A 15,922-nucleotide genomic window follows, 5' to 3' on the forward strand; every position below is an offset into this window, starting at 1 on the left:
CAAACCAAAAATAGTTTTATAAAATAGGTTTACTACATGTATTCATGAGGAGAATACTATGAATCTACTATTAGAACAATATCAATGGGTGCAAAAAACCAGAGAAATACTATTTAAATACTGTGAGACGATGTCATTCGAGGACTATAAGGTAGAAATTGATGGAGATTCTATCTGTAGTTTACATGCTCACGTAGCAGATTGTTATCATGTATGGCTAGGTAATCGAGCAATGGGAAAATCACTTCCTTCTATAGATGGTGCATCGATTCAAGACGTAAAGGAGATGCGTAAAGTTTATACAGAAACGGACCGTCTCGTAGAACAATTTTTAACAGAGTTTAATGAAAACTGGGATAAAGAGATTCCTGTTATCTTTCGTAACGGAGACAAAGCAACATTTACAACACTTTGGCTATATACCCACACCGTTACACATGAATTTCATCATAAAGGCCAGATCGTTAAATTAGGTAGAAGGCTCGGATATATTCCACCCGATACCGATCTGATTGAGAAATAATAAATTAAAAGCGTATGAATTCACATTTGATGTGAACTCATACGCTTTCCCTATGCTTGTTGGTCAAATAACTCTACTAAAACTAAGGAAGCCGCACCATACATCGTTGCATCATCCCCTAGTTCAGATACTACAATTTGTGTATTCTTCGCCCTTTCTGTTAACACTCTTTTTTCTACTGTTTGAATCAAAGATGGAAGTATAAATTGTTTACTTTTCATAACGCCCCCACCTAGAACAATCCTCTCTGGGTTCAAGGTATGGATAATATTAACAATTGCTATTCCCATAATTTCTCCTGTGTTTTCCAGATGTTCCATTGCTTGCTTCTCTCCATCAATTGCTTGTTCATATATATCTGCAGCAGTTAGAGCTTCTTTAGTTTGAAACTTATTCGAAAACCGACTAGCAATTGCTGGACCACTGGCATAAGATTGAAAGCAACCTCGATTGCCACAAGAGCAAATATCCCCTTTCAAATCAATTGTCATATGCCCTACTTCTCCAGCAATATCCTGCGCTCCATGTAACAGTTCTCCTTTAATTACAATACCTGCACCTACGCCATTACCAAAATTAATCGCCAGCATACTATCTGTATCACTATGTTCACCAAACCATGCTTCTCCTAGTGCCATTGCTCGTGCATCATTTTCCACTTTTACCATATATGGAAATACTTCCTCTAAACGAGATTTTATCGGAATATCATGTAAATGAAGGTTTGGTGCAATTAATGATGTTCCGGTGTCCACATCGACCACACCATGCATGGCTACACCAATACCAATGATTTTTGATGTATTAATGTATTTATCATTGACTACAGACTGTATAGAGGACACTAGTAACGCAAGAAAGTCTTCCTTACTTATGTTTTCGGACAAGACATTAGATATTCGTGTAATAATTTTCCCCGTTACATCCGTTACTGCACAGTCTATGGTTTCCGGTCCTGCATCGACTCCTATCACATACAATTCTCTATTAATATGTAATAAAGTTGGTTTCCTTCCCCCACTTGAATTCCCCAATATGCTTTCCACTACTAAGCCTTCTTCCATTAATTCTCTAACAATACTACTTACTGTCGGCGGCGTTAAAGAAGTATCTTTTGCTATTTGGGCTCTAGAGATTTGTTCTTTTATTCTTATGGTATTTAATACAATTGATTTATTCACTGACTTCATTAATTGAAATGTTCCTCGTTGCATGAAAAGTCCTCCGTCATCAATGGTTTGCAGTAATTATAACATAATTAGTTAACTTAATTTATAAACAAATAAAGAAAAAACATCGAGCAGTATATGAAATTGACTCAACTAAAATCATAGAAAGCACCTTGTAAATTCTCTAGGGAATTTACAAGGTGCTTTCTATTTTAAGAGTATTATTAATCTGTCATTAATGCTGTCATTAATGCTTTTTGTGCATGTAAACGATTCTCTGCTTGTTGGAATACGACAGATTGTTTTCCATCGATTACTCCTGTAGTCACTTCTTCTCCACGATGAGCTGGTAAGCAATGCATGAAGATTGCATCTGTTTTTGCTTTTTCTAACAACCTTTCATTTACTTGATAGTTTTCAAAATCTTTTTCTCGTTGCTGTTGCTCTTCTTCCTGCCCCATACTGGCCCATACATCAGTATAAAGAACATCTGCGCCTTGTACTGCTGTCTCTACATCCGTTGTCCATTCAATAATTGCTCCATGTTGATCAGCTATACTTTTGGCTTTAGTTAGTACCTCTTTATTAGGTGTATATCCATCCGGTGTTACGGCTACCATATGCATGCCTGTTAATGAAGCTCCTATCATTAAAGAGTGAGTCATATTATTACCATCACCAATATATACCAATTTTTCTCCTTGAAGTTTACCTTTAACCTCCTTAATCGTTTGTAAATCGGCTAATACTTGACAAGGGTGATACAAATCAGTTAATCCATTAATAACAGGAATACTAGCATGCTTGGCTAGTTCTTCCACATCTTCTTGCGCAAACGTTCGAATCATAATACCATCTAAATATCCAGAAAGAACTTTCGCCGTATCGGCAATGGTCTCTCCTCTGCCAATCTGAATATCTTTGGAACTCAGAAAAATCCCCAAGCCTCCAAGTTGATAGATTCCCGTTTCAAAAGATACTCTTGTTCTCGTGGAAGACTTTTCAAAGATCATACCTAATATTTTTCCTTTTAAAGGCTCAAAAATAACTCTATCTTTTTGTTGTTTTTTCAAGTAATCCGCTAAATCAATTAAGTATTCGATCTCATCTTTTGTATAATCCGCTAAAGTTAAGAAATCTTTTCCTTTTAACTCCTGTTGTTGAAAATGAATTTCCTGAGTATTCGTCGCCATTCTTCACGCACACCTTTCCAAATTGGTTGTATGAATTATTATGCAACAAAAAGAATAAATATACAATAGATATATATAAATTAGTAATATTATTTTATTGAAGTGGTGAAAGGAGTAATATATGATAAAAGTGGAGGTGATAACTGATGGGTATTAGAAAAACTCTGAACCCAGAATTGGTGAACTCTCATGCAAAGCCTATTTGGAATGGCGATACTTTGTGTGAGATAGTTCGTAATTAATCGCCAATCTCATTTCTGAATATGGCTTTGCTCCATTGAATATGTAAATTCAATTAAAAAGGAGTCTTCAGAAATGGAAAAATTCATAAAAAATCATCAGTATAATCACATTAAAAATCAAGCACTCAACATCGTGAATGCATATTCCACTATTCAAGATAAGAAAGTTATTGAAGCAGTAAAGTTTAGTGCATTAGAAAAAATAACGAATGAAATTTATTTGGATGATGAACAAGAAACACTGATAAAACATATAGTTCATCTAAAAGAAAAAGAACACATTGAACAATTTCTGGAAGGGATAATCCCTTATATTATACCTTTTGGTCCAATTACAGAAAAAAGTATTCTTAAACAATTTCCGAAAGCTAAAAAATTACAGCTTCCAAATCTTCAAGAAAGTAATTTTTCAAAACTATCCTATTTAAGTTGGTTTGATACTCGCGCTCAGAGAAAATATATCATTTTTGAATATAAAAATGGTTTTAAAGGGTTTGGAGGAACATTTAAACCCCTTTACACAAAAGGAATTTGTTCATTATGTAATCAACTTAATGATGTCGGGCTATTTATGGCACGTGCAAAAAGTGGTAAAGAAACCTATGTGAACAGAGGAAATTATATTTGTAGCGATAGTGACAGTTGTAATGCACAAATAACCAACTTACAGTATATGGAAAAATTTATAGAGACTCAATTAAAATGAGGATGAGACAAAAGTTTTTAATCAATAGAGAAATCCGAATGAATGGGTGTTGAAAAACCGCTTCAAAAATATACTGCGCTTTCCATGGGCGGCTGGTGATCCTCCGTATGCTCCGCATTCCGGGGGTCTCACCTAGGCCTTGCTCCCATAGGAGTCTCCGTATATTTCTTACGCTTATTTTAGTTATCATCCGTCTTTTGTCCAAGAATTTTCGTTATGCCCCAACCTTATTATTTTTCAACTAACAGGGCAATCGTATCATTTCCCTCGATAAATGCTTCTCCTGCTACATTATTATAAATAGATAATATAGTGAAGCCTGCTTCTTCTAATTCACTTCAACTATAAATATATATCAGCTATTATCGATTACCTATACTTCACTTATTTTTTGTTGTATTTGTTTCAAATGATGGTTATCATGTTTTACAAATATGCTCGCAAAGCTCTCTGCGGAAAAACGTCTCTTCCCTGATCCAATCGTAAATCTCGCATTAGGATCTACATTTTCAAGTCTTTCCACAAGTTTTCTGCGTTCATCAATAAACATAGCTATAATTTCCTCGACAGAGAAGCCATCTAATCCTTGAATCACTTGTGCATTAAATAAATCGTGTTCTGGGAACTCAGGTAGTGTCTCTTCATGTTTCATCAAAGGTACCATTTCTTCTGCATTGTATATATCCCATCCATAAAGGTGTCCGATAATTTCCCGTATCGACCACTTTTCTTCTTTAATAGGATCTTGAAGAACTTCATTATTCTCCGAACGAATGCTTTCCACTTTTTGAATCATATTTTCTAAATCCTGAATATTAGACAATAATAACTCCTCCCTCTCATGTCTATTTCAATTGCAATACAACCACTTTTAGATAATCGCCTTGTTTATAACGGCTATTCACCAAGAAATCTCCAGGTAGTGTAAATTCCTCTACAATAGCGTATTTTTTATTTTTATCCTTAAAACCTCGATCAATCATTTCTTTAAACTTCTTCATACCAAATGATGCTGTATTGGTAGATGCAATAATCATCCCATCTTTTTGTACTATATCAATGGAATTCTTAATTAATTCTGGGTAATCCTTTGCCGTTCGAAACGTACGCTTTTTGGACCTCGCAAAACTTGGAGGATCGAGTACTACTACATCAAAAAGCAGTTCTTTACGCTTCGCATAGTTAAAGTAATCAAACACATCCATAACAATAATATCTTGCTGCTCAAAATCAATTCCATTTACACTGAATTGTTCAACCGTTCTAGCCTTACTGCGCTTTGCTAAGTCAACACTAGTTGTTTTATACGCTCCACCTAATGCTGCAGCTACAGAAAAAGCACCGGTATACGAAAATGTATTTAATACATGCTTATCTTTGGCATATTTATCTCTTATTGCCTTTCGTACATCACGCTGATCAAGGAAAATACCTACCATAGCGCCATCGTTTAAATAAACAGCATAGTTCATCCCATTTTCTTGTACAATAATCGGAAACTCCCCGCGCTCTCCTCTTACAAAGTCATCATCATCAATATACTTACCCTTCGTATCAAAACGTTTCTTTTCATAAATTGCACGGTAGTCACCAAGTTCTTCAAACACTTCAAGTACCCATTCTTTAAATTGATAAATGCCTTCACTATACCACTGAATGACATAATATCCATCAAAATAATCGATGATTAGTCCGCCTATGCCATCTCCTTCCCCATTAAAAATACGAAAAGCATTTGTCATTTCATCCTGATAATAGGAAGTACGTTTATTTAGTGCTGTAAGTATCTTTTGTTTGAATAATAACCGATCAATCGGTTGGTTCTCTTTAAATGTTAGTACCCAACCCATTCCTTTATTTTGAAAACCAACATACCCTTTTCCTAAAAAACTTCCACGAGGATCTACTAATTCAATAATATCTCCTTCTATAAAATGGTTAGTATTATCTACCGCTTCACTTAAAATTAATGGGGTCTGGTTTTTAAAGTTCTTCACATAGTTTTGCTTAACTTTTAATTGTTTCATATTGTCATCCTAACTACCTCTAAAGGAAACCCTTTATAGTTTTATTTTTGAAAAAATACATGTGTCACGTAAACTTCCTTTATGATCAATCTCATCATTTCTCAAGATTCCCTCAAGATCAAATCCAGCTCTTTCTGCAACTGCTCTGCTTTTTGTATTTTTAGAGTCACAACGAATTTCTACTCGATTTGCTTCTAATTGTTCAAATGCAAACCGGGTTAATCCATGGACAACCTCTGTCACGTATCCTTTACCACTTTGACGGGAATCTATCCAATAACCAATTTCAAACTTTCTTGCTTTCCAGTCAATTCGATGTAATCCGGTTGAAGCAATAAATTTCCCCGTTTCTTTACTGTAAACATGAAAACGCAAATCTTTTCTCGCAATAAAGTTTACATATGCTTCCTTCGTATTTGCTTTACGCTCTTCTTCTGATTCATCATTTCGTGCAAACGGAAGCCATGGTTCTAACTCTGCTTTGGAAGCACGTACTGCCTCATGTAATTCCTTCCAATCATCTAACTTCGGTGCTCGAATCAATAACCTCTCTGTCTCCACGTAATCGGGAAACTCTATTAATATCGGTTCCATCCTCATTCCCCCAAATATAGTTATTCACTTATTAACGGTTTACTATGAAATATTGAAGCTTATTTTTCAACAAGTAATAAGAAAAAGTCCCCTTCTTTTCCTTCTTCATATAAATTATTAATTGATGTTGCGTATTGCCCAATTGTGGCTGAAAACGTTATGTTTTTTTCTGGTATTTGTACTCGAAAATCATTTTCATATAATAATACCGTAATATCGTGATAGGTTTCACTCGTCACTTTAAAGTAAAACGACAACTCTGTTTTTTCATTTTGATCCTTTAACTTAACATCTCTAGCAATTAATTCATGGTTGTTTAACACAATTACCAAAGTATTGCCTCCTAATTATACTCCTACTTTTTCACTTCTTCTTTCCATTAAAACTACATCTCGCCATCCGTTATCCATTCCTTCCATCTTTCCAATCTTTTCTCTAACTCCTACTTTACGAAAGGAAAATTTATCATGTAACCTGATGCTGCCTATATTCTCAGGAAAAATTTCGGATTGCAACATCCAAAACCCTTCTTTTTCACTTTGTACAATTAATGATTCCATTAACATGGAACCAATACCTTTTCCAAGACTATCCTTATCTAAATAAATACTAACCTCTGCAACCCCTGAATAAAATTGTCGAGATGATATAGGTAATAATGCAGCCCAACCTAATACCTTGGCTCCCTCTTTTACAACTAATCTACAGGTTGTTAGGTGATCCTTGTCCCAATCTTCCCAGCTCTCCCATTCTGGTTTTTTTGTTTCAAAGGTTGCATTCTTTGTTTCCATTCCTTCAATATATATGTTCAATACTGCATTCCAATCTGATTTCTTCATTTTTTCTACTATTATCACATCGGACACCTCAAATCTTCTTTTGATTTATATTTTCCAATTAGCGGTGATTTCGGTACAATATATTTAGTATATATGAGGGAGCGAAATAAATGAAAGTATATGTGGATGCGGATGCTTGTCCAGTGAAAGACATTATTATTAAAGAAGCTGGAAACCATAATATATCCGTTACTCTTGTAACCAGTCTATCTCATTATTCCCTTCATGAACATCCGGCTCATGTCGAAACTATTTATGTAGATACTGGTGCAGATGCTGCGGATTATCGGATTATGCAATTAGCACGCAAAGGAGATATCATCGTCACACAAGATTATGGGTTAGCCTCTCTAGCTTTAGCAAAAGGTTGTTATGTACTTCATCATAAAGGATTTGCCTACACAAATCATAATATCGATCAATTATTACAATCTCGATACTTAAGTGCAAAAGAGAGAAAAAGCGGGAAACGTACGAAAGGACCTAAAGCATTGACGGAAGAAGATCGAATGAATTTCAATCAATTATTTCTTCAGTATATTACTAAGTAATCCAACTATGTTTGAAAAAACGCCTCTATTGTTGCACATACACTAGCAACAATGGAGGCGTTTCTATCCGTACTTTAATTGGTTTCCAATTTGCCACAAAAACTAAATTTAGGCTAATAAGAACAACTCTAACTTCTTTCTAGTTTATCCTACTTTGTTTTCATTAATAAATAGATAAAGTATGGAGTACTTACTATCGAAACTACAATACCAACCGGAACAGAACTTGGAGCTAATAAATTGCTTCCAATTATATCGGCTACCATTAATAAAACTGCACCAAGTAAAGCTGAGATTGGTATTACATATTGGTGCATGGGCCCAACTATTTTTTTAACTATATGAGGTACTACTAACCCTAAGAAAGCAATTGCTCCTCCTGCAGCTACAGATGCTCCAGCTAACGCAACCGCAATGAATAAAAGTAATCCTCTTTCCTTTTCCACTTTGATACCCAAGCCAGAAGCTACATCATCCCCTAAGTTAAAAACGTTAAGCGATTTTGACTTTTTAATGGCAATAGGAATGAGTATAAGCATCCATGGTAATAAAGCAAATACGAAATTCCAGCTAGCATTCCATATATCACCCGATAACCAAATAGTTACTTGTCGGTAATTCTGCGGGTCCATTTTCAATTGCATAATAGTCAGTAATGCACTAAAAGCTGCATTTACACCAATTCCAACAAGCAACAAACGGCATTGCAAATATAGACAGCGGGCTTAAACTCGGTATAACACCTTGAAAGAAAAATAAGAATAATACAATCGCAAATCCTGCTCCTGTGTTAATTCCCAGAATACCAGGATCGGCTAATCCATTCTGGGTAATCCCTTGCATAATAGCTCCAGAAACTGCTAAGCCTGCTCCAATTAATAATGCAAGAATAATTCCAGGTAACCGAAAATTAAATAACACCAGTTCTTGCCGATCCGTACCATTTTGCATTAGTGTTTGTATTACCTCTTTTGGGGATATAGAGATTATTCCCAAATTTAAACTGAGAAAAGAAAAACCTATCATTAATACAATTAATACTCCACTAATCGTCCAAAAACGTTTCCACTTTACCTGTTCTAATTCATTCATTTCTTGTCACCCCCGCTACCTCTTGCTAAGTAGAGGAAGAATGGTACTCCAATGATAGATGTAATTGCACCAACTGGTGTTTCGAACGGTGCGTTAATCATTCTCGCAACTAAATCTGCATTTACTAAAAGGAGAGATCCAAACACAGCTGAAGTAGGTATGACCCATCGATAGTCTGTACCAATAATAAACCGAGTGATATGAGGAATAATTAAACCCACAAACCCAATAGAACCTGCAATCGATACCGCCACTCCTGTTAATAATAATACTGAAATGATACCCATTATCTTAATTACCATATTATTTTGACCTAGACCTGTTGATAAATCATCGCCCAGACTTAAGACTGTAATAGATTTTGAAATAGATAATGCAATCAACATTCCTAAAATGCCAATCAAGACTAACAGTTGAACGGATCCCCAGTTTGATCCATCCAATCCACCCGCAAGCCAAAAACCAATATCTTTTTCCAGCTGAAAATGCAATGAAATTACAGATGATACAGATCGTAAAAGCGTACCAATAGCTACACCTGCTAGAGCTAATTTCACTGGAGTTAGCCCACTACTTGAGAACGAACCAACTAAAAATACAAGTGTAACAGCCACACCCGCACCTATAAACGATCCTAGCGTCAGTCCTCCACTTGATACTGAAGGAAAAAAAGCCATCATTATAACCAGAGCAAATGCAGCACCATCGGTAACACCCATAATGGACGGAGAAGCTAATGGGTTTCGAGTCATCCCTTGCATTACAGTACCTGATACTGCTAAAAATGCACCAACTAAGGCAGCAGATAATGCTCTAGGAATGCGTAACTCCTGGATAACTTGGTGAGATTGATTATCTGGATTAAAATTTACAACAGCGTTCCAAACTGTATGTAAATCTATGTTTGTGGCACCATAGGAAATAGATATTCCAATTGAAAAAACGATTAAACATAAACCAATTATATTTAAACCCAATTTTGATATGGTAGATTGTGTAAAAGTTTTCATGTAAAGACTCCTAAGTAAGATAAGCATATTTTGAATAATTGTGTTCAAGCTCCATTTAGCTTTTTTGATATATTTAAACTACGTATCTTATGAACGTTTTTTCAAAGTAATAAAACGTCTGCCTGACAACAGAAGATTACATTGACTTTCTAATTGAAAGTAATTATCATTGGCGTTAGGTGAACATTATAACATAGAGGAGATTGAATCATGTATAATTACTTATCTAAAAATAGACTGTATGCCGTATTATTCATTGCTATAGTATTGCTTTTAGCTGCTTGTGGTAGCGATGACAATAATGATGCTACAGATAACGATTCGGACAGTAATACCGAAGAAAATACAGAGCAAACCGTAGATTCTGAAATGGGAGAAGTAACCATCCCTGCGAATCCGGAAAAAATATTAGCCCCTTATCACGAAGACACACTGCTAGCGCTTGGAATTACACCTACAGCAAAATGGGCAATTGGTGAAAGTGTACAAAACTATTTAGAAGAAGACCTTCAGGATGTAGAAACGATCGAATGGACAATGCCTTTAGAGCAAGTACTAAGCTATGAACCTGACCTAATTATATTAGAAAATAGTTTTGATAGCTATGAAGGAACTTATGAAGATTATTCAGCAATCGCACCTACCTATGTGATGAGCCAAGAAGAAACTTCAGACTGGCAAGTACAATTGTCACGTTTTGGAGAGCTACTTGGTAAAGAAGATGAAGCTGAGCAAGCAATAGCTGATTATGAAACTAAAGTAGAAGAAGCAAATACGGAGCTTGAGGATATTTTAGAAGACGAGTCAGTAGCATTTATGTGGGTAGTTGGTGGTCAATACTTCTTATTTGAAGAAAATCGTCACGCTGCTAACATGGTTTACTCAGAATTAGGGGTAGAAGTTCCTCAACTAGTGAAAGACTTAGGCGAGACAGAAGCTACTTGGGATCCTATTTCTCTAGAAAAGTTATCAGAACTCGATGCAGATCATGTAGTCATCCTTGGACTTGAAGACGACGAAGGTATTGAAACGTTAAACAATAGTAATGTTTGGCAAAATACAAAAGCCGTTCAAAATGATCAAGTTTATCACATAGAAGACCAAAGCAATTGGACAAACAGTGGTATTAAAGCGTATGAACAAACAATCGATGAATTAATTAATATCTTTAAATAAAAAAACTAGAAGAGACTGAGACAAAAAAGTATTGCTCAAAAGACGAATGATATTAAGAAATACTCAAAGACTTAAGAGCTGAGTAGATTTTAAACGTCATTTATTTGGATTTATCTTTTGATTGATTACTTATGTTTCAGTCTTTTTCCAATTATTCATTGATTCCTCATTTATGGATATTTCTCCTTAGCTATAATTAAAGAGTCGAAGGTTAACTTTTTATGATAAATTAGAGACATTCTAATCTAATTGAAAATCATTATCATTGACGAATGACATTTTAACCAATAAAATGATAATAGCGTCAAAATGTACGTGTTTTGAACCGGGAGGCGATTACGTTGGATACATTGACAGCGAACAACTTAACACTCGGATTCGGTGATCGTATCATCATCGATGAACTAGATATCTCCATACCAAAAGGAGAAATCACTGTATTCATCGGCCCAAATGGATGTGGGAAATCAACGTTATTACGTTCTTTAGCTCGATTATTGAAGCCTAAGGACGGATCGGTTGTCCTAAACGGGCAAAATATAGCAAAAATGCGAACGAAAGAGGTTGCTCAAAACCTTTCTATATTACCACAATCTCCAGCAAGTCCTGAAGGGCTTACTGTTTATGAACTAGTAAAACAAGGCAGACATCCTTATCGCAAAATGATGAAACAATGGTCTCAAGAAGATGAAGATGCAGTTTTACGTGCACTTGAAGATACCAATATGCGTGAATTAATGAATGAACCAGTTGATTCTTTATCAGGTGGTCAACGCCAACGTGCGTGGATTGCTTTAACACTGGCACAAGAAACAGATATCATTCTATTGGATGAGCCAACTACTTATTTAGACTTAACTCATCAGATTGATGTTCTAGATTTACTATTCGAACTAAATGAAAAAGATAATCGTACGATCATAATGGTATTACATGACTTGAATCTTGCTAGCCGTTATGCTCATCACATCATAGCAATAAAAGATAAAAAGGTCTATGCACAAGGCAGACCAGAAGATACAATTTCAAGCGAGTTGGTTTCTGACGTATTTCGTATGCGTTGCAATATCGCCTGTGATCCAATTTTTGGAACACCAATGTGTATTCCCCATGGAAGAGGAAGAAATTGCGCTATAAAAGAATCTATGAATAACCCTGCTTCAACGGCTTTGTAAGCTGCTATTTATACCCCCTCAAAACTCATCGTTTTGAGGGGGTATCTTTTACTTCTTTTTATCGCCTATTTTTCAAAATAAGGATGACATTCTTTTTTCTTTCCGTTATAATGACAATAACATTTGAATCGAAAGGGTGAATCAAGGGAACATGAAGTACTAATCCTGTTATTAATCAAAGAAAATTCATATTGACATAAGAGACTATCGTGTGTAAACACCATCGATATGTTTTGTTGTGTTTAATTGAATTTTCCAGAACAGGATTAGCTTCTATCTTTCCTTGTATTTGTGCTATGGGATAGCTCTATTTCCCATAGACAATACCCGGTGCTACCCCCTGTTCTGGAAAAGAACGGGGGCTTTTTTGTCTCCTAAAAATAAAAAGGAGATGATTATATGACAATATTGGAAATCAATCATGTTCAGTATGCGATAAAAGATAGAACATTAATAAATATTGATCAACTGTCTATTTCGGACAATGACCGCATTGGATTAGTTGGTCCCAATGGAACTGGAAAATCAACACTTTTAGAATTATTGGCAAAAAAGCGAAACCCTGATTCCGGAAGCATAGAGATCTATACTCAAGTTGAACTTTTACCTCAACTAAAAAGAAAAGACACTACAAAAAGTGGCGGCGAGGTTACCCAAGAATATATTATTAATTCCTTAAAATCCAAGGCAGGACTTTTATTAGCAGATGAACCAACAACGAATCTCGATACCAAACACATTGAATGGGTAGAGAAAAAATTATCTGCTTGGGAAGGTGCATTAATCATTGTTTCCCATGACCGCTTTTTCTTAGATAAGCTTTGCACGAGCATTTGGGAACTAGAAGATAGTAAGATAAAAATCTACAAAGGAAATTATTCTGACTACCGAGAACAAAAAGATCTTGAGGTACAACAACAACAACATGCGTACGAACAATATCAACAAAAGAAACAACAACTTGAAACCGCAATCGAAAAAAAAGAGCATCGAGCACAAAGAGCTACCAAAAAACCGAAACAAGTAAGCCGCTCTGAAGCTAAAATCACAGGTGCAAAACCTTACTTTGCGAAAAAACAAAAGAAATTACAGAAGACAGCAAAAGCACTGGAAACACGGCTAGAAAATTTAGAAAAAGTAGAAAAAGTAAATGATACCCCTCCTATAAAAATGGCCTTACCCATGCAAGATAAAATATCTGGAAAAATCATCATACGAATGGAAGATGTAGAAGGAAAGGTATCAGGAAAACTATTATGGGAATCCACAAGCCTCTATGTTAAAGGTGGAGATAAACTAGCAATCATAGGAGAAAACGGAACTGGAAAAACGACTCTTATAAAAAAAATCATTAGTAATAATCCCAATGGAATTACTATTAATCCCTCCATAAAAATTGGTTATTTCAGTCAAAATCTATCAGTGCTTAATACAGAGAAATCCATTCTTGAAAACGTTCAGGAAACATCGAAGCAACAAGAATCACTGATTCGCACCGTTTTAGCTCGACTGCACTTTTTCCATGAAGATGTGCATAAACCGGTACATGTATTAAGTGGCGGAGAACAAGTCAAAGTAGCTTTTGCAAAACTGTTTGTGAGTGATATTAATATGCTTGTCCTCGATGAACCGACGAACTTTCTCGATATTGAAGCAGTTGAAGCACTAGAAGATTTATTACAAGGGTATGAAGGAACCATACTATTTGTATCTCACGATCGTCATTTCATTAATCAAATAGCAACCCGAATAGTAGAAATCAAAGAAAAACAATTGCATGCCTTCGATGGTAGTTATTCATCATATCAAGATGTACAAACTAAAACCCATGAACAAGAAGATGCTCTTGAGCAGCAAAAATTGATTATCGAAAATAAAATCACAGAAGTATTAGGGAAACTTAGCTTAAACCCATCTGAAGAATTAGATCAACAATTTCAAGAACTACTAAAAGAGAAAAAAACAGTTATTGAGCAAATTAATAATAAAATGTAACTGACGACGCATTTCTTTTCGAAATGCGTTCTCTTTTTACTTTTGATAAATTATATTAAGGGTATAACTAAACATATACAACGAAAACTGAGCTAAGAAAGGAACATACCATGTCAGATTCACACAATCATGAAGAAACAGCCCTCCATTTAGAGAATGTCAGCTTCTCTGATGGTGACATATCGATTATAAAACAAGTATCAGGGGTGATTCCAAAAGGAAAAATCACCACTTTTGTAGGACCATCTGGAGCTGGAAAAACAACTCTTTTCCGTCTGTGTAATGGTCTAATTTCACCTGATAAAGGTGAAATCCGTCTTTTTGGAGAATCTATTTCCACATTAGAGCCTACGACCGTAAGAAGAAATGTGGGACTAGCTTTGCAACAAGCGACTATGCTTAGTGGAACAGTTATGAAAAATCTTGCTTTACCTAAAACATTAAAAGGAGAATCGCTAGATGAATTGACAGCCCTCTCTCTTCTTGAACAAGTAGGACTGGATAAGGGATTATTACATCGTAATGTAGCAGATTTATCCGGAGGTCAGAAGCAAAAAATATCAATCGCACGAACATTGGTGAATGAACCGAGTATTCTTTTACTTGATGAAATCACCTCTTCGTTAGATCGTATATCTAAACGAGACATCGAGCAATTGATTAAAAAGCTAAACCAAGAAAATGGCGTTACAATTGCTTGGATTACGCATAATATTGAACAAGCTTTATCCATCGGTGATTACAGTTGGGTAATGATGAACGGATCACTATTGGAATCAGGTGACAGTAAACTTCTTGAAAATCCTAAGAGTCCAGCAGTTCGTGAATTTGTAAAGGGGGAATTATCATGACCATAGCAGCGCTGGCACTCTCATTAATTTTCGTCCTTATTCCCCTTGTATTGTCTAAATCATTAAATTTAGGATTAGAAAAAGACACACTTATAGCAACGATTCGTTCCATCATTCAGTTATTTGCAGTTGGTTATGTGCTTGCTTTAGTATTTGAAGCTGACAACTACATTTTTATTATACTTATGGTTGTATTAATGATTACAGCAGCCACACACAATGCTCGAAAAAAAGGAGCTTCTATTAAGGGTATCACTTGGAAGCTCGTTACAACTTTTGTCCTTATTGAAGTGCTCACGCAAACAATTTTATTAGGATTTCAAATTACACCAGCAACTGCGCAATATATTATTCCAATTAGCGGAATGATGGTTGGGAATTCCATGGTATTATCAATTTTATTTTTAAATCGTTTTACCTCTGAGATCGAAACGAGAGAAAATGAAACGGAATTAATTCTTTCGCTTGGAGGTACTCCCCGACAAGCAATCCATACTTCGTTAATTCATTCTATTAAGGCAAGCCTGATTCCAACTATCGAGAGTCAGAAAACAATCGGATTGGTTCAATTACCTGGTATGATGAGTGGACAAATAATTGCTGGTGCAGATCCAATTCAAGCGGTTCAATTTCAATTACTTATCTTATTCTTATTACTAACAACTGCTTCCGTAACAAGTATTATGCTCGGTTTCTTATCTTACCCAACGCTCTTTAATGAAAAAATGCAAATGATAAAATTACGTACGAAACAAGGAAACTAATTGAAGTTTATTTGC

15 protein-coding genes and 2 pseudogenes are annotated in these 15,922 nt (G+C 35.4%); 8 read left to right on the plus strand and 9 right to left on the minus strand.

Translation table 11 applies throughout. The features are described 5' to 3' along the window. Positions 1-58 precede the first annotated feature (58 nt). Positions 59-523, plus strand: coding sequence for a DinB family protein (locus tag AQ616_RS14605; RefSeq protein WP_069686103.1), 465 nt, complete (start codon positions 59-61; stop codon positions 521-523). 50 nt (positions 524-573) lie between these two features. On the opposite strand, the gene AQ616_RS14610 is transcribed toward AQ616_RS14605, so the two are convergent. Both AQ616_RS14610 and argF read right to left on the minus strand, forming a co-directional pair. After that, positions 574-1,737 carry an ROK family transcriptional regulator gene (locus AQ616_RS14610; protein ID WP_069686104.1) on the minus strand — a complete coding sequence of 388 codons (1,164 nt, stop codon included), beginning with the start codon at positions 1,735-1,737 and terminating at the stop codon, positions 574-576. 179 nt (positions 1,738-1,916) lie between these two features. Next, positions 1,917-2,885: an ornithine carbamoyltransferase gene (argF, locus tag AQ616_RS14615; RefSeq protein WP_069686105.1), complete on the minus strand. Its 969-nt coding sequence runs from the start codon at positions 2,883-2,885 to the stop codon at positions 1,917-1,919. A 315-nt stretch (positions 2,886-3,200) separates the two neighbouring features. Here argF and AQ616_RS14620 point away from each other — a divergent pair, with 315 nt between their 5' ends. Then, positions 3,201-3,833 (plus strand): FusB/FusC family EF-G-binding protein, encoded by a 633-nt coding sequence (locus AQ616_RS14620; RefSeq protein ID WP_069686106.1) that lies wholly within the window; start codon positions 3,201-3,203, stop codon positions 3,831-3,833. A 373-nt stretch (positions 3,834-4,206) separates the two neighbouring features. Here AQ616_RS14620 and AQ616_RS14625 read toward each other — a convergent pair. The 5 genes and pseudogenes from AQ616_RS14625 to AQ616_RS14645 all read right to left on the minus strand — a co-directional run. Next, positions 4,207-4,665, minus strand: a pseudogene (locus tag AQ616_RS14625) (DinB family protein); the annotation flags it as partial. A gap of 13 nt (positions 4,666-4,678) precedes the next feature. Next, positions 4,679-5,860 carry a class I SAM-dependent rRNA methyltransferase gene (locus AQ616_RS14630; protein WP_069686107.1) on the minus strand — a complete coding sequence of 394 codons (1,182 nt, stop codon included), beginning with the start codon at positions 5,858-5,860 and terminating at the stop codon, positions 4,679-4,681. 33 nt (positions 5,861-5,893) lie between these two features. After that, positions 5,894-6,454, minus strand: coding sequence for a GNAT family N-acetyltransferase (locus tag AQ616_RS14635; protein ID WP_069686108.1), 561 nt, complete (start codon positions 6,452-6,454; stop codon positions 5,894-5,896). Between the two features lie 59 nt (positions 6,455-6,513). Further along, entirely contained in the window at positions 6,514-6,777 is a 264-nt protein-coding gene (locus AQ616_RS14640) for a DUF3219 family protein (RefSeq protein ID WP_230199327.1), read from the minus strand. Between the two features lie 24 nt (positions 6,778-6,801). Beyond that, positions 6,802-7,311: a GNAT family N-acetyltransferase gene (locus tag AQ616_RS14645; RefSeq protein ID WP_268258094.1), complete on the minus strand. Its 510-nt coding sequence runs from the start codon at positions 7,309-7,311 to the stop codon at positions 6,802-6,804. Between the two features lie 92 nt (positions 7,312-7,403). Between AQ616_RS14645 and AQ616_RS14650 the strand changes: the two genes are divergently transcribed. Further along, entirely contained in the window at positions 7,404-7,844 is a 441-nt protein-coding gene (locus AQ616_RS14650) for a YaiI/YqxD family protein (protein WP_017795525.1), read from the plus strand. A 149-nt stretch (positions 7,845-7,993) separates the two neighbouring features. Here AQ616_RS14650 and AQ616_RS14655 read toward each other — a convergent pair. Continuing rightward, positions 7,994-8,936, minus strand: a pseudogene (locus tag AQ616_RS14655) (FecCD family ABC transporter permease). Further along, entirely contained in the window at positions 8,933-9,946 is a 1,014-nt protein-coding gene (locus tag AQ616_RS14660; protein WP_017795523.1) for a FecCD family ABC transporter permease, read from the minus strand. The pseudogene AQ616_RS14655 and the gene AQ616_RS14660 overlap by 4 nt, the downstream one beginning before the upstream one ends. A 210-nt stretch (positions 9,947-10,156) precedes the next feature. On the opposite strand from AQ616_RS14660, the gene AQ616_RS14665 reads away from it, so the two are divergent. The 5 genes from AQ616_RS14665 to AQ616_RS14685 all read left to right on the plus strand — a co-directional run bounded on the left by AQ616_RS14665 (position 10,157) and on the right by AQ616_RS14685 (position 15,907). Then, positions 10,157-11,122 carry an iron-hydroxamate ABC transporter substrate-binding protein gene (locus tag AQ616_RS14665; RefSeq protein ID WP_069686109.1) on the plus strand — a complete coding sequence of 322 codons (966 nt, stop codon included), beginning with the start codon at positions 10,157-10,159 and terminating at the stop codon, positions 11,120-11,122. Positions 11,123-11,463: 341 nt separating this feature from the next. After that, complete coding sequence (locus tag AQ616_RS14670; protein ID WP_017795521.1) at positions 11,464-12,297, plus strand: ABC transporter ATP-binding protein; 834 nt, start codon at positions 11,464-11,466, stop codon at positions 12,295-12,297. 399 nt (positions 12,298-12,696) lie between these two features. Beyond that, a complete protein-coding gene (locus tag AQ616_RS14675) occupies positions 12,697-14,292 on the plus strand; it encodes a Vga family ABC-F type ribosomal protection protein (RefSeq protein WP_069686110.1) in 1,596 nt (531 codons plus the stop codon). A 110-nt stretch (positions 14,293-14,402) separates the two neighbouring features. Next, positions 14,403-15,143 (plus strand): ABC transporter ATP-binding protein, encoded by a 741-nt coding sequence (locus tag AQ616_RS14680; protein WP_017795519.1) that lies wholly within the window; start codon positions 14,403-14,405, stop codon positions 15,141-15,143. Next, on the plus strand, positions 15,140-15,907 hold the full coding sequence (locus tag AQ616_RS14685; RefSeq protein WP_017795518.1) for an ABC transporter permease: 768 nt from the start codon (positions 15,140-15,142) through the stop codon (positions 15,905-15,907). Before AQ616_RS14680 ends, AQ616_RS14685 begins: the two co-directional genes overlap by 4 nt. The last annotated feature ends 15 nt before the right edge of the window (positions 15,908-15,922 follow it).

Origin of the sequence: Oceanobacillus sp. E9 (assembly GCF_001741975.1) — a bacterium.
GTDB classification, from domain to species: Bacteria; Bacillota; Bacilli; order Bacillales; family Amphibacillaceae; genus Oceanobacillus; species Oceanobacillus kimchii.